General features: G+C 52.6%; 15 protein-coding genes and 1 pseudogene. 8 read left to right on the forward strand and 8 right to left on the reverse strand.

Annotation, left to right across the window (positions count from 1 at the left end):
• Positions 1–173 precede the first annotated feature (173 nt).
• Both O1722_RS11070 and O1722_RS11075 read left to right on the forward strand, forming a co-directional pair.
• Positions 174–395, forward strand: a complete 222-nt coding sequence (locus O1722_RS11070) for a hypothetical protein (RefSeq protein ID WP_223230154.1) — start codon at positions 174–176, stop codon at positions 393–395.
• Entirely contained in the window at positions 395–628 is a 234-nt protein-coding gene (locus O1722_RS11075) for a hypothetical protein (RefSeq protein ID WP_369806292.1), read from the forward strand. The genes O1722_RS11070 and O1722_RS11075 overlap by 1 nt, the downstream gene beginning before the upstream one ends.
• Before the next feature lie 93 nt (positions 629–721).
• Here the strand turns inward: O1722_RS11075 and O1722_RS11080 are convergent, their stop codons facing one another.
• A complete protein-coding gene (locus O1722_RS11080; RefSeq protein WP_033487830.1) occupies positions 722–1,393 on the reverse strand; it encodes an SOS response-associated peptidase in 672 nt (223 codons plus the stop codon).
• 324 nt (positions 1,394–1,717) lie between these two features.
• Positions 1,718–1,915 (reverse strand): annotated as a pseudogene (locus O1722_RS11085) (tyrosine-type recombinase/integrase); the annotation flags it as partial.
• A 70-nt stretch (positions 1,916–1,985) separates the two neighbouring features.
• Between O1722_RS11085 and O1722_RS11090 the strand changes: the two are divergent.
• From O1722_RS11090 to O1722_RS11100, 3 genes are all read left to right on the forward strand, one after another.
• Entirely contained in the window at positions 1,986–2,117 is a 132-nt protein-coding gene (locus O1722_RS11090) for a hypothetical protein (RefSeq protein ID WP_017693355.1), read from the forward strand.
• Between the two features lie 219 nt (positions 2,118–2,336).
• On the forward strand, positions 2,337–2,534 hold the full coding sequence (locus O1722_RS11095) for a hypothetical protein (protein WP_000790642.1): 198 nt from the start codon (positions 2,337–2,339) through the stop codon (positions 2,532–2,534).
• Positions 2,535–2,536: 2 nt separating this feature from the next.
• Complete coding sequence (locus O1722_RS11100) at positions 2,537–2,959, forward strand: GFA family protein (RefSeq protein ID WP_032653714.1); 423 nt, start codon at positions 2,537–2,539, stop codon at positions 2,957–2,959.
• Positions 2,960–2,992: 33 nt separating this feature from the next.
• Here the strand turns inward: O1722_RS11100 and ompC are convergent, their stop codons facing one another.
• On the reverse strand, positions 2,993–4,120 hold the full coding sequence (ompC, locus tag O1722_RS11105; protein ID WP_017382260.1) for a porin OmpC: 1,128 nt from the start codon (positions 4,118–4,120) through the stop codon (positions 2,993–2,995).
• A gap of 385 nt (positions 4,121–4,505) precedes the next feature.
• Positions 4,506–8,030 carry a pyruvate:ferredoxin (flavodoxin) oxidoreductase gene (nifJ, locus tag O1722_RS11110; protein WP_017693357.1) on the reverse strand — a complete coding sequence of 1,175 codons (3,525 nt, stop codon included), beginning with the start codon at positions 8,028–8,030 and terminating at the stop codon, positions 4,506–4,508.
• Positions 8,031–8,300: 270 nt separating this feature from the next.
• Here nifJ and O1722_RS11115 point away from each other — a divergent pair, with 270 nt between their 5' ends.
• Complete coding sequence (locus O1722_RS11115) at positions 8,301–8,567, forward strand: putative hemolysin (protein ID WP_003856935.1); 267 nt, start codon at positions 8,301–8,303, stop codon at positions 8,565–8,567.
• Between the two features lies 1 nt (position 8,568).
• Here O1722_RS11115 and hslJ read toward each other — a convergent pair whose 3' ends face one another.
• From hslJ to O1722_RS11135, 4 genes are all read right to left on the reverse strand, one after another.
• On the reverse strand, positions 8,569–9,006 hold the full coding sequence (gene hslJ / locus O1722_RS11120; RefSeq protein WP_032653712.1) for a heat shock protein HslJ: 438 nt from the start codon (positions 9,004–9,006) through the stop codon (positions 8,569–8,571).
• 123 nt (positions 9,007–9,129) lie between these two features.
• On the reverse strand, positions 9,130–9,258 hold the full coding sequence (locus O1722_RS11125) for a DUF2474 domain-containing protein (protein ID WP_017693358.1): 129 nt from the start codon (positions 9,256–9,258) through the stop codon (positions 9,130–9,132).
• On the reverse strand, positions 9,258–10,268 hold the full coding sequence (gene cydB, locus O1722_RS11130) for a cytochrome d ubiquinol oxidase subunit II (protein WP_032653710.1): 1,011 nt from the start codon (positions 10,266–10,268) through the stop codon (positions 9,258–9,260). Before cydB ends, O1722_RS11125 begins: the two co-directional genes overlap by 1 nt.
• Before the next feature lie 5 nt (positions 10,269–10,273).
• Positions 10,274–11,668: a cytochrome ubiquinol oxidase subunit I gene (locus tag O1722_RS11135; RefSeq protein WP_479954587.1), complete on the reverse strand. Its 1,395-nt coding sequence runs from the start codon at positions 11,666–11,668 to the stop codon at positions 10,274–10,276.
• Positions 11,669–12,061: 393 nt separating this feature from the next.
• Here O1722_RS11135 and ymcF point away from each other — a divergent pair, with 393 nt between their 5' ends.
• Complete coding sequence (gene ymcF, locus O1722_RS11140) at positions 12,062–12,250, forward strand: cold shock small protein YmcF (protein WP_017693360.1); 189 nt, start codon at positions 12,062–12,064, stop codon at positions 12,248–12,250.
• Positions 12,251–12,332: 82 nt separating this feature from the next.
• Positions 12,333–13,757 (forward strand): aminotransferase-like domain-containing protein, encoded by a 1,425-nt coding sequence (locus O1722_RS11145; protein WP_033487824.1) that lies wholly within the window; start codon positions 12,333–12,335, stop codon positions 13,755–13,757.
• The last annotated feature ends 127 nt before the right edge of the window (positions 13,758–13,884 follow it).

Consider the following 13,884-nt stretch of genomic DNA (forward strand, 5'->3'; position numbering starts at 1 on the left):
TCTATGATGTCGCCATCTGTTCACTGTAAAATCTTGTAGTCTCCAATTATCTCAATGGCTTACTCATTGTAAAAGATTGATAGGTAATACTAGGATTGACCATTCGCATCTTCAAAATATACTGTGCATATACACAGTGCTTTTTTGAGGTCATGATGTCACGCATATAAGACATAAAAATTGCTTTCGTTGCGTCTATACAGCTTAACCCTAAGGGTTATCGTTACCTGAGAACTGACGACTTCATTGAAAAGTTGCGGGAGTTCAGCTGGCATTTCACTAGGGCCGATGCAAATTCATGGATAGAGCGCAACCAGCTAGGCTTCGCTAACAAGACGACAGACGGCAGTGACAATCGTTACTGGATCTTACGCAATATGGGGAGGGTTCACTGATGGGATTTGCATCACCCGCTTCCGATTACGTCGAGCGCCAGCCCACTCCCGAAGTATTGTGCAACATGGGTGCCGATAGTCGTGTACTCGAAACTGATTTGGGGTTTGCGATTATCGAACCTGTAGTGAACAAGACACCCGGAGATGTGTTGTTAATACTTAGCGATGGCCACACACAATTTGCCAAGCTAATGGGCAGGGCGCTCATAACTGATGATGGAGAGGCGATATAAGGAGCAGCGCTGGAGCAGATTGAAGTGCTGGGCCGGACGACGTTCTTCTTCAATCATGCAATAGACGATGGGCTACAGATATGAATACGCAGCTCACGAAATCGGCTCGATTAGTTCCGGCCCCTGATTCTTCACATTCCCCACTGCACGAGTAACGGCATGCCATATAAACTTGTCGGCTGGAACCGTGCCGTCAGCGACAATCTCTTCTGCTTCTTTTCCCCCGACGTTCTGGCGCATCCATTCGCGTGCCGCTTCAGGTGACAGAACAAGAGGCCGGCGGTCGTGAATATCGACCAGACCTTTATCAGCTGCAGACGTTACAATCAGAAAGCCTTGTGCATCATCGCCGCGCTCGAATGGCGTATTGCCAATCGCCGCCATGAAAATGGGCTGGCCATCTTCCCGGTGAATGAAGTAGGGCTGTTTCTTGTCGCCTTCCTTCTTCCATTCGAACCATCCGTCGGCGAAGCATATCGCCCGGCCATGTTGCCAGAGAGGTTTGAACATGCGGCTTGTGGCCGCAGTCTCGACGCGAGCATTAATCAGTGGCGGCTTATCCCACCACCCGGGCGCATAGCCCCAGAACACTGGATCGAGATGCACCTGCTCGTCGCGTTCGTTCAGCAGCAGAACTTTGGTACCGGGCGCAACGTTGTAGCGTCCAATAGGTTCCGGGTCATAGGCAATGTCACGATCGGCTTCGTCGGCCAGGTAAGCTTGATATTGTTCACGGGTTTGTGCTTGTGCAAAACGTCCACACATAGAAACCTCCAGTCACTCAGACTGAAAGTATAGGGCAGGGAGAAAATGAGGTACGCACTGAGTAAAGTTAGGGGCAAATTTAGGGGCAAAAATGCGGAATAGGGGCAAAAAAAGGGCACTGAAAATGTAGGTCTGGGTAGCTTTAGGGAGAAGTTATTATGCTATAACTAATTGAATAAGTTGAGAAAATAAATGATATCAATGAGTTGGAAAAATCAGCGTAGCTTATTCAGGTTGTACTGTTCTTTCTTGTTAATTTCTTGATTTTGTTGCATCTATTCGTTACTCAGATCTCAAATGGGGCACAGGGTGAGGAAAACGATTTCAAAGCGTCAGCTTCGTGTTCATCTCTTCTATCCATGTAGCATAGATTTCATACACCATCTGCGCATTTACGTGCCCCATCTGGTTAGCGATAAAAGACGGGTTTGCGGCTACCGGTAAAAACCAGCATGCGAAAGTGTGTCGTGTATGGTACGGATTGCAGCGCCGAATGCCAGCACGATTTACAAATGAGCTCCACAGGAGAAGTTTGGTTAAGACTGAAGGGTTGTCTACACTTACAGCTTACGCAGTAAAAACGGAGGTGAAAATGACTGACCGTCCCGTTAATGGTGACCATCCTGATTATAATCCCAGCCCGGATAACCCGGATAAGGATGGAAAAAAACCGAAAGATGATCCTGGCTCAGCGCCTGAATCAGGCGATAAAGATCCAGAGTAATGACCTGCCGCCTTTTCGAAGGCGGTTTTAACACCCATTCGGCCTCTCTATGCGCACCGCTATTCATGTTGTCCTCTTCAACGTTGTCTGATAACCGCTCAGAACCCCTACTGTTTTGCCTGGCGAACAGCTGAGATAAAGCACGGATCTCATTCCCGCGTACCAGCGCGTTTTACATTTCTCCTGCTACGCTTTTGAGGGGGACAAGGGAGCGCTTCTATGAAAAATAAAGACGAGCAGACAGGATTAGTTGGGCTGGCGATTGGTGCCGCCGTTATCGGGCTGGTTTCATCCCAGAAGATCATCAACCGTGAAAGTATTGTCGCTGAGCTGGTAAGGCTCGGCAGGCAGAAGGGGGATGGTGTCGAAGATGAGGTCTTTTTAAAAGCGGCTGAGTTAGTGAGAAAAGGAGTATAACAATGGCTGATATTCGTCATGCACAGTGTCATTGTGGGGCGGTGAAATTTACGGTTGAGCTGACGGACGGCCTGAATACCGCACGTCGATGTAGCTGCTCGTTTTGCAGGATGCGTGGGGCGGTAGTGGTTTCAGCGCCTTTGACGGGCATTAAGGTGACGCAGGGCGCGGACACGCTCACAGAGTACCGTTTCAACACCGGCACGGCGCGCCATTTCTTCTGTTCGATTTGCGGTATTTACACGTTCCATCAACGACGTTCCAATCCCAATGAATATGGTGTGAATGTCGCCTGTCTGGAAAATGTCACGCCATTCGACTTCCCGGAAGTGGCGGTAATGGATGGAGTAAATCACCCTATGGATGGCGACAGCGGGGTAATTGGTTATCTCTCTTTTCGCAAAGAACAGGCGAAACAGCGATAAAATTAGCCCGCAGATCGCTGCGGGCTAACGGGATTAGAACTGGTAAACCAGACCTAACGCTACAATGTCATCCGTACCGATGCCATTGTTTTTGTAGAACGAATCATCTTCATCCAGCAGGTTGATTTTATAATCAACATAGGTGGACATGTTTTTGTTGAAATAGTAGGTAGCACCGACGTCAGCGTATTTCACCAGATCTTTATCGTCCTGGCCATTGCCCAGGTCTTTACCTTTGGACTGTAAATAGGAAATAGCCGGACGCAGACCGAAATCGAACTGATATTGTGCGGTGACTTCGAAGTTCTGGGTTTTGTTTGCCACCGCATCTGCATTGTCGCCGTACGGCGTCATATTGCGGGTTTCGGAATACATTGCTGCCAGATAAATGTTGTTGGCATCGTATTTCAGACCTGCGGTCCATGCATCCGCAGTATCGCCGCCCGCAGTAGTGTAATTTACCTGATCGTTGGTACGGTCAGATGAAGTATATGCCGCACCTGCGCTGAAGCCCATGCCGAAATCGTAGGTTGCGGATATACCGTAACCGTCACCATTTTCATGACGTGTATCACGACCGTTGTTGGTCCCTTCATTGGTAGAGCAGAAATTCTCGTCGCAGTTATTACCTTCATTATTACCCTGATACTGCACCGCGAAGTTCAGACCCTGCACCAGACCAAAGAAGTCGGTATTACGGTAGGTCGCCACGCCGTTTGCACGACCGGTCATAAAGTTATCGGCATAAGTATAAGAGTCGCCACCAAATTCTGGCAGCATATCGGTCCAGCCTTCAACGTCGTACAGGACGCCATAGTTACGGCCGTAATCGAAGGAGCCGTAATCGCCCACCTTCACACCCGCGAAGGCCAGACGCGTCCAGGACTGATTGTCAGAACCTTCGGTGTTGTTTGCCTGAATGTTGTATTCCCATTGTGCGAAGCCGGTCATCATGTCGTTGATTTGGGTTTCACCTTTGAAGCCCAGTCGCATATAGGTTTGATCGCCATCTTTAGACGCGTCGTCAGAGAAATAATGCAGACCATCTACTTTGCCATACAGATCCAGTTTATTGCCGTCTTTATTATAAATTTCAGCTGCGTGAGCGGCGCCAGCCATTAACAAAGCGGGGATCATCAGTGCCAGTACTTTTCTTTGCATTTTGATTATTCCTTTGCAGTTATTTTTTTATTACTTCGTGAACTTTCCGGGCTGGAAAGCTGTCCCATGCTAAATCACTCTGACGGCGGATGAATAAAATATAATTGTTACGGGTTAAGTAAAATCTAAACTAAATGATGCGGTTGAAATAACGATAGATGTCATGAATGAATTATGATAATCAATACAAAATAAAAATTATTAATTACGTGGAAAACAAGGTAACCTCCACGCCGTTATATGCCTTTAAGATTTTTTCATCCATAATTCACGTGAATATTGTTCAGAACATTGAGGCAATTTTCACCGATCTTCTGGATTCGCCCGGTGCACGTGCATCGGGCTTTTTTTGGCAAAAAAATGCCCGGACAAGCCGGGCATAAAGTTATTCACTGGTCGATTTTTCGGCTTTCCCCGCCAGTTGCGCCAGGAAGTCATAACGCTTCTGTAGATCCGCTGCCGCATCCTTCCATAGCTGCTCTGCCACTTCTGGCTGTTGAGCGTTCAGCCTGCGGAAACGCTGCTCCTGAAGTAAGGTTTCGGCAAGGGCGTCTGACGGCGGACGCGAATCCAGCGCCAGCGGCAATTTCCCTTCATCGGCACGGCGCGGGTCGAAGCGGTACAGTGGCCAGAAGCCGGTTGCGGTGAGCTGACGCATCTGGTCGTGGCTGAGCGCCAGATCGTAGCCATGCTCCTCACACGGACTGTAGGCGATAATCAGCGACGGCCCTGGATACGCTTCCGCTTCCTGAATGGCTTTCACCGTCTGGTTGAGCTGCGCCCCCAGCGAAATCTGCGCGACGTAGACGTGTCCATACATCATCATGCTGACGCCCAAATCTTTACGCGCCTTGCGCTTGCCGTGCTCACCAAATTTCGTGACCGCCCCCAATGGCGTTGCTTTCGAGGCCTGTCCGCCGGTGTTGGAATAGCACTGAGTATCGAGCACCAAAATATTGACGTTTTCGGTCAGGCTCAGGACATGGTCAAGACCACCGAAACCAATATCGTAGGCCCACCCGTCGCCGCCGATCAGCCAGACAGATTTTTCAACCAGCGCGTCAGCATCAGTGAGGAGTTGTTCAGCCCCTTCAACACCCTGAAGCGCGTTGCGCAGTTCAGCAACCTGCGCGCGACGAACGTCAGGTGTGGCCTCCGCATGCAGGGCATCATTCAGTTCTGCCGGGATCTTATCGGCAAACTGTGCCAGCAGACGCATTACGCGGGCGCGGTGCTGATCGACCGTCAGACGGAATCCCAGACCAAATTCTGCGTTGTCCTCGAAAAGCGAGTTTGCCCACGCCGGGCCGCGACCGTTCGCGTCGGTGGTGTATGGCGTGGACGGCAGGTTACCCCCGTAGATCGACGAGCAGCCCGTCGCGTTGGCAATCAGCATTCGGTCACCGTAAAGCTGAGTGAGCAGTTTGATATACGGTGTTTCGCCGCAGCCGGAGCACGCCCCGGAGTACTCGAAGAGCGGGGTGATGAGCTGCGAGGTACGAATGTCAATGCGTTCCAGCTTGTTGCGATCGATTTCGGGCAGGTCGAGGAAGAAATCATAATTCACTTTCTCTTCTTCAACATGTTCAAGACGCGACATCATATTGATGGCTTTGATTGACGGGTCCTGACGATCTTTCGCCGGGCACACCTCGACGCACAGGTTACAGCCGGTACAGTCTTCCGGCGCCACCTGTAGGACATATTTCTGACCACGCATATCGCGGGATTTTACATCCAGCGAGTGCAAACTTTCCGGCGCGCCATCTAACGCTTCTGGCGACACCACTTTGGCGCGAATGGCCGAGTGCGGGCAGGCCGCCACGCAGTGGTTGCACTGGGTGCACAGCTCTTCTTTCCAGATGGGAATCGCTTCGGCAATGTTGCGTTTTTCCCAGCGGGTCGTGCCCATCGGCCAGGTTCCGTCAGGCGGAAGCGCAGAGACGGGAAGGGTGTCGCCCAGTCCGGCAAGCATCGCCGCCGTGACGGTTTTGACGAAATCCGGGGCGGCGTCAGACACCACTGGCGGCCGGTTCGGACTGCTGGCATTGACCGGCTGCAACGGCACCGCGAACAGCGATTCGCGGGCCAGCGCCAGCGCCTGCCAGTTGCGCTCAACCAGTTCCTGACCTTTGCTGCTGTAGCTTTTGGCGATTGCACCCTGAAGCTCCATCAGCGCGCTGTCGCCCGGCAGAATATTGGTCAGGTGGAAGAACGCCATCTGCATAACCGTATTGATGCGCGCCGCCAGGCCGCATTCGCGGGCGATCTTCGCGGCGTTAATGACATACAGGCGCGCCTGTTTCTGGTTAAGCACCGCCTGCACTTCCTGGGGCAGGCGTGCCCAGACCTCGTCGGCGCTGTAAGGGGTGTTGATCAGGAAAATACCGCCGGGCTTCAGGCGCTCGGCCATCTGATATTTATCAATGAACTGGAGCTGGTGACAGCCAACAAAATCCGCCTGAGAAATCAGGTATGCCGAGCGGATCGGGTGTTCGCTGACGCGCAGGTGGGAGACGGTCAGTCCGCCCGCTTTTTTGGAGTCATAGACGAAATACCCTTGCGCATACCACGGCGTAGAGTTGCCGATAATTTTGATGTTGTTCTTGGTTGCCGAGACGCTGCCGTCGCTACCCAGACCGTAGAACAGCGCTTCCAGTTTCGCAGTCGAGGGCAGGGTGTTTTCCGGCAAGGGCAGAGAAAGGTTAGTCACGTCATCATAAATGCCGACCGTAAAGCGCGGCTTCGGTTTTGCCTCGCGGAGTTCAGCAAACACCGCCAGGACGCACTCCGGTCCGAACTCTTTGGAAGACAATCCATAACGCCCGCCAATGACGCGCGGCAGCGTTTCGCGCTCACCGCGGTTAAACGCCTCAGCCAGAGCGGTCATCACATCCAGATAAAGTGGCTCAGCCTGTGCGCCAGGCTCTTTGGTGCGGTCCAGTACCGCCACTGCACGCGCGCTGTCCGGCAGGGCTGCGAGCAGGTGTTTCGCTGAGAAGGGACGGTAGAGGCGAACTTTGAGCACGCCAACTTTTTCACCACGCGTCAATAGCTCATCAACCACCTCTTCACAGGTGCCAATGGCGGAGCCCATCAGGACGATCACGCGCTCGGCCTGCGGATGACCGTAATATTCAAACGGCTTATATTCGCGGCCCGTCGCAGCGGCAAAATCGTCCATCGCCTGTTCAACGTGTTCATAGACCGCGTTGTACCACGGGTTTGTCGCCTCGCGGGACTGGAAATAGGTATCCGGGTTCGCAGAGGTACCCCGGATCACCGGATGTTCCGGATTGAGGGCGCGAGCGCGATGCGCATCGATGTCAGCCTGCGGCAGCAGATTAAGAATAGTGTCGTCCGGTAGCGGAACGATTTTATTGATCTCGTGGGACGTACGGAAACCATCGAAGAAATGAATAAATGGCACTCGGCTTTTCAGCGTGGCGATATGCGAAATCAGCGCGAAGTCCTGCGCTTCCTGCACGCTGCTGGCGCAGAGCATAGCGCAGCCGGTCTGACGCACGGCCATCACATCTGAGTGGTCGCCAAAAATAGAGAGAGCGTGAGTGGCTACGGTGCGTGCGGCGACGTGCAACACAAACGGCGTTAATTGCCCTGCCAGCTTGTAAAGCGTGGGGATCATCAACAGCAGCCCCTGAGACGACGTGAACGAGGTCGACAGGGCACCGGTCTGCAACGCACCGTGCACGGTGGCAATGGCACCGGCTTCGGACTGCATCTCTACAACCCGCGGGACATCGCCCCAGACGTTTTTTATCCCATTACCAGCCCAGGCGTCAGCCTGTTCAGCCATCGTGGAGCTGGGAGTGATGGGGTAGATGGCGATCACTTCGCTGGTACGAAACGCAACAGACGCGACTGCACCATTGCCGTCAATAGTTTGCATAGGACAACACCCTTACATTGCGCAAAAAGAGGGGCCTGTAAAACGACGACAGACCCTGAATATTATCTGTGTATTTTAGCAAAGCTCAGGTTTTACGATTTTCGCTTTTGTGTCCTTGGTATGCGCTGTATCAATGACTCGTAGGCTATTCGTGTTAAAAAATTGCGAGAAATTGTTACCAGGGCGCATAAATACGCACATCCGCTCTCGACGATGCGGCGCGTGATGCCTATTATGCATAGGTTTCGCGTTAATTATGGGGAGGAAGGTATGCGTTCAGCATTTTGGGTCGGATGTGCCGCGTTACTGTTGTCGGCATGCAGCAATGAACCTGTACAGCAGGCGACAGCGGCACACGTTACGCCAGGTATGCGGGCGGCGATGTCCAGTTCAGGTCAGGCCAACTGCGCAATGATCGGCGGTTCACTCTCCGTTGCCCGTCAGCTCGATGGCTCCGCCATCGGCATGTGCGCATTGCCAAATGGCAAACGCTGTAGTGAGCAGTCGCTTGCCGTAGGTTCGTGCGGAAGCTACTGAGTTATTCAACTCGCTTAAACATCAATGTCTTATTGGCTGTCGCCAGGGTTAACTGGTCTTCGGTCAGGTCTACCTGTGCGCCTGTGCGTAGCATATCGGCGATGGTCTGATCCAGTTCATTTAGCTGCGGCTCGGTGCAGAGTTTCCGCGTCATTGCCAGCGTTTTGACCGTCAACTCTCCTTCGGACAGTTTCCCCTGGCCGTTGAAGCCGTTGCACATTGTGCCGGAGACGACAATGTTGTTAATCAGGCTGATATTGGGTTGCGCACTGAAGCGAATTTCAGGCTGGTTTTTCCCGCCTTTAACCGCTTTGCCATCCACATTTTCCAGAACGAAACGATGATTCTCTAGCTGTTCGGTCTGAACGGAGGCTTTACCAGGATTAACGCATCCAGCCAGTGCGAGGCTGATTAAACTTACTGCCGCGAGCTTTTTCATTTTTTTTCTCAAACTATCAATACCGTAAATATTTTTTCAGTGTAACCATACCCTCCTGAGTGTTAATGGGGTTTATCTGAAAGTGCGGGAAGGGACCGGGCGGCGGCGCACCCGGTCAGTGAGTTAGTGCGATTTAAATCCGGCTGCGGCCATCAGCATTTTAAAGAGCATACTTACGCAGGCCAGCGCCAGAACGCTGCCGCCCCAGATGATGGCAAGCCACATCAAACGTTTCCATACAGGTTGTTGCATCAGTGATAACCCTCCCCATGCTGTACTTTTCCGCGAAAAACGTAATAACTCCAGAAGGTGTAGACCAGAATCACGGGAATGATCAACAGTGCACCCACTAACATAAAGCCCTGGCTTTGGACTGGCGCAGCGGCCTGCCACAGGGTAATGTCCGGCGGGATAATATGCGGCCAGATGCTGATCCCAAGCCCGCTAAAGCCAAGAAAAACTAGCCCTAATGTCATAACAAACGGCAGAGTATGGCTCGCAGGATCGTTCAGGCAGCGCCACTGGCACAGACTCAGGATCGCAACCAGCGCAGGAACGGGCAGCAGATAAAACAGATTCGGCAGCGTAAACCAGCGCGCAGCAATAGCTGGTTGGGCGAGAGGGGTCCAGATACTGATTACTGCAATGAATACCAGAAGCAGGAGCAGAAGCACTTTCGATACCTGACGCATCCGCTGTTGCAGGGCATTTTCGCTTTTCATTACCAGCCACGTTGAACCTAGCAGCGCGTAAGCCACTACAAGACCCGCACCGCAGAAAAAATTGAACGCGGTAAACCAGTCAAACGGACCACCGCTGTAAGCGCGACCAGTGATGCTGAACCCATGGATGACCGCGCCGACGGTGATGCCCTGGCTAAAGGTCGCCACAATTGATCCGCCAATAAAGGCCTTATCCCAGAACGGGCGGTGCGCCGGAGTGGCCTTGAAGCGAAATTCGAAGGCGACGCCACGAAATATAAGCCCGATCAGCATTATTGTCAGTGGAATGGTTAGCGCGTCGATGATAACCGCATAGGCGAGAGGAAAGGCGCCAAACAGGGCCGCACCGCCAAGCACCAGCCAGGTTTCGTTGCCATCCCAGACGGGAGCCACGCTATTGACCATCACGTCGCGGTCGTCCGCATTCGGCGTTGCCGGAAACAGGATGCCTATCCCCAAATCAAAACCGTCCATCACGATATACATCAACGTGGCGAAAACGATAATCACGAACCAGATAATGGAAAGATCGATACCCATTACGGTTACTCCTTAAATTCAGTGGTGACGGCAGAAAGCGGACGAGCAGGGCGGCCATCGGATTCAGTCGCGAAGGATCCATGGGGCTGCGGCCCTTTTTTAATCAGACGCACCATATAGCTGTAACCCACGCCGAATACCGCGGTGTAAACCACGAAGAAGGCCAGCAAACTGACGCTCATGTGCAGATCGCCATGCGCGGAAACCGCATCCTTTGTACGCTGTAGATCATAGACGACCCAGGGCTGGCGGCCGACCTCCGTTGTTACCCATCCGGCGAGGATCGCGATCAGCCCGGACGGCCCCATCAGCAGGGCAAACCACAGGAAGGAACGTGAGGTATAAAGGCGCTGTTTATAACGCAGCCAGATTGCCGTCACGCCCAGGAGCAGCATCAACATTCCCAGGCCGGCCATGATGCGGAAAGACCAGAAGACAATGGTGGCGTTCGGGCGATCTTCTTTTGGGAACTCCTTCAATGCCGGAACCTGTTTATCGAGACTGTGGGTCAGGATCAGGCTGCCGAGAGCGGGAATTTCCAGGCCAAAACGGGTCCGTTCCTGCTCCATATCCGGCCAGCCAAATAGCAGCAGTGGGGTAGGCTCACCCGGCGGATTCTCCCAGTGGCCTTCTATGGCGGCTATTTTCGCTGGCTGGTGTTTTAAGGTGTTAAGCCCGTGCATATCCCCCACCAGCGCCTGGACTGGGGCCACGATCAACGTCATCCACAACGCCATGGAAAACATGTTGCGAATAGCGGGCGTATTGTTTCCGCGCAGCAAATGCCAGGCCGCGGAAGCACCGACAAACAGCGCGCTGCTGAGAAATGCCGCTATCGACATGTGCAGCAGGCGGTAAGGGAAGGAGGGGTTAAACACCACGGCAAACCAGTCCACCGGAACGACCTGACCGTTGATGATTTCATACCCTTGCGGTGTCTGCATCCAGCTGTTTGACGAGAGGATCCAGAACGTAGACATGAGGGTCCCCAGTGCGACCATGCAGGTCGAAAAGAAGTGCAGCCCCGGCCCGACCTTATTCCAGCCAAACAACATTACCCCGAGGAACCCCGCCTCAAGGAAGAACGCGGTAAGCACTTCATAGGTCAGCAGGGGGCCGGTAATACTGCCCGCGAACTGGGAAAACCCACTCCAGTTAGTGCCAAACTGATAAGCCATCACCAGGCCGGAGACCACACCCATCCCAAAGTTGACGGCGAAGATCTTCGACCAGAAATGGTACAGCGAGCGCCAGACGGGATTTTTTGTTTTCAACCACAGCCCTTCCAGCACGGCGAGATAGCTCGCCAGGCCAATGGTTATCGCCGGAAAAATAATATGAAAGGATACGGTAAAGGCGAACTGTATTCGCGCAAGATGAAACGCATCTGGACCAAACATGCACTGCCTCAATGTTAAACGGTGTACTGTTATGATAGAGAGGCGGCAAGTGAGATATCAGAAGCAGAAATCGATAATTTATCTATAACAGTTGTGGGAAAAGCTGAACTTTATCTGGCTGATATAGGTAACAAGGAAGAATAAAAAATTTCTTTTTATGATTTTTACGCATTAAACAGCTTGCTTTGTCGCCAGCAACATGCGTTAATGGATTTCTGGTTTTGAATCCAAATAAATATCTGACGTAGTTTTATAAAGCAGTTCTCATCACGTTGTGCCTCTCCGCAGCCTCTCTTGGGTCTTTATCTACATTCCGATTAGTTTTGTATCGAACCATTTATTGCCTGATCGGCTCATGAGTAATTTACGTTTTTACGTTTACAGGAGAATCCTATGACTTCTTATATCCATTTCCGCTGCCCATGCTGTCATGGCTCGCAGTACCGCACCTCAGCTTTTGATGTGTCTGACAAAAATCCGTTCGGCGCGAAATGCATTTTCTGCAAATCGTCGATGATCACGCTCGACCACCTGGCCGCAGCGCGTTCTGCTCAGAATCACATTACAGAGTACCGCAAGTAATCTGCCGCGTTTCCTATAACAGTTAGCAAAATCTTCTCTTTTTCTCCTGCTGATATACACTGTCAGCAATAAGGAGAATCTGATGAAAAAATACCAGCGTCTGGCGCAACAAATTATCTCGCAGATTGAGCTTGGCGTATGGTTGCCGGGCGATAAGCTGCCTTCTCTGCGAGAGCAGGTGGCAAGCAGCGGCATGAGTTTTATGACCGTGGGCCACGCGTATCAGATGCTGGAAAGTCAGGGGCGCATTGTTGCCAGACCGCAGTCAGGCTATTACGTTGCCGCCCGCCCGACCACACACCAGCCTGCACCGCCCGCGCAGGTGATGCGCGATGAAGTGGTCGACATCAACACCTATATTTTCGACGTGCTACAGGCCAGCCGCGACCCCTCCGTTGTCCCTTTTGCCTCGGCGTTTCCCGATCCGCGCCTTTTCCCGCTTCAGCAACTCAACCGATCGCTGGCTAACGTCAGCAAAACGGCTACCGCCATGAGCGTGATCGAAAACCTGCCGCCGGGTAACGTCGACTTACGTCATGCCATTGCCCGTCGCTACGCTCAGCAGGGAATGAATATCTCCCCGGATGAAATTGTGATCACCGCGGGCGCGCTTGAGGCGCTCAACCTCAGTTTGCAGGCTGTGACTGAACCAGGGGACTGGGTTATCGTTGAAAACCCCTGTTTTTATGGCGCACTCCAGGCGCTTGAACGTCTGAAACTGAAAGCGCTGTCGGTTGCCACTGACGTGCGTGAGGGCATCGATCTCAATGCCCTTGAGCAGGCGTTAAATGATTATCCGGTGAAAGCCTGCTGGCTGATGACCAACAGTCAGAACCCGCTCGGCTTCACGCTGAGTGCAGAGAAGAAAGCTCAGCTGGTGGCCTTACTCACCCGGCATAACGTCACGCTGATTGAAGACGATGTTTACAGCGAACTCTACTTTGGCCGCGAAAAGCCGCTTCCGGCAAAGGCCTGGGATAAGCAGGATATGACGTTGCACTGCTCCTCATTCTCCAAGTGTCTGGTGGCCGGTTTCCGTATTGGCTGGGTGGCGGCGGGAAAACATGCGCGCCGTATTCAGCAGTTGCAGCTGATGAGTACGTTGTCCACCAGCTCTCCCATGCAACTGGCGCTGGTAGATTACCTGGCGACCAAACGTTACGACGCCCACCTTCGTCGCCTGCGACGCACGCTTGCTGAACGCAAACAGCAGGCCTGGCAATCGCTTTTGCGTCATATGCCTGCCGGCGTCAAAATCCATCATAACGACAGCGGCTATTTTTTATGGCTTGAACTGCCTGAACAGCTGGATGCGGGGCGGTTGAGTGAGAAGGCGTTAACCCATCAAATCAGCATTGCGCCCGGCAAGATGTTTTCCACCTCCAATATCTGGACACCGTTTTTCCGTTTCAATACCTCATGGGGCTGGGGCGAGCGGGAGGAGCAGGCGGTCGTCCAACTGGCGGGGTTAATCCGCGAAATGATGCTGCACCCAGTCACACCTTGATGAAAATTCCTGAAGCGACATGACGCGCGGTCTACCTTTAGTAAGGGAGCGCGGATTGTTAACGTGACGTTGTCACGTTTCTGCCCGCCAGAACGTGTGCTGACAGCGAAAACAATGTCGATTTCAA

The organism is Enterobacter cloacae complex sp. HYC003_NIDB (assembly GCF_056673375.1).

What these genes read in the sequence shown, in the direction of transcription:
- O1722_RS11075 (WP_369806292.1), top strand. Translation starts at nt 395, where the DNA reads ATGGGATTTGCATCACCCGCTTCCGATTACGTCGAGCGCCAGCCCACT.
- O1722_RS11080 (WP_033487830.1), bottom strand. Translation starts at nt 1,393, where the DNA reads ATGTGTGGACGTTTTGCACAAGCACAAACCCGTGAACAATATCAAGCT.
- O1722_RS11090 (WP_017693355.1), top strand. Translation starts at nt 1,986, where the DNA reads ATGACTGACCGTCCCGTTAATGGTGACCATCCTGATTATAATCCCAGC.
- O1722_RS11095 (WP_000790642.1), top strand. Translation starts at nt 2,337, where the DNA reads ATGAAAAATAAAGACGAGCAGACAGGATTAGTTGGGCTGGCGATTGGT.
- O1722_RS11100 (WP_032653714.1), top strand. Translation starts at nt 2,537, where the DNA reads ATGGCTGATATTCGTCATGCACAGTGTCATTGTGGGGCGGTGAAATTT.
- ompC (WP_017382260.1), bottom strand. Translation starts at nt 4,120, where the DNA reads ATGCAAAGAAAAGTACTGGCACTGATGATCCCCGCTTTGTTAATGGCT.
- nifJ (WP_017693357.1), bottom strand. Translation starts at nt 8,030, where the DNA reads ATGCAAACTATTGACGGCAATGGTGCAGTCGCGTCTGTTGCGTTTCGT.
- O1722_RS11115 (WP_003856935.1), top strand. Translation starts at nt 8,301, where the DNA reads ATGCGTTCAGCATTTTGGGTCGGATGTGCCGCGTTACTGTTGTCGGCA.
- hslJ (WP_032653712.1), bottom strand. Translation starts at nt 9,006, where the DNA reads ATGAAAAAGCTCGCGGCAGTAAGTTTAATCAGCCTCGCACTGGCTGGA.
- O1722_RS11125 (WP_017693358.1), bottom strand. Translation starts at nt 9,258, where the DNA reads ATGCAACAACCTGTATGGAAACGTTTGATGTGGCTTGCCATCATCTGG.
- cydB (WP_032653710.1), bottom strand. Translation starts at nt 10,268, where the DNA reads ATGGGTATCGATCTTTCCATTATCTGGTTCGTGATTATCGTTTTCGCC.
- O1722_RS11135 (WP_479954587.1), bottom strand. Translation starts at nt 11,668, where the DNA reads ATGTTTGGTCCAGATGCGTTTCATCTTGCGCGAATACAGTTCGCCTTT.
- ymcF (WP_017693360.1), top strand. Translation starts at nt 12,062, where the DNA reads ATGACTTCTTATATCCATTTCCGCTGCCCATGCTGTCATGGCTCGCAG.
- O1722_RS11145 (WP_033487824.1), top strand. Translation starts at nt 12,333, where the DNA reads ATGAAAAAATACCAGCGTCTGGCGCAACAAATTATCTCGCAGATTGAG.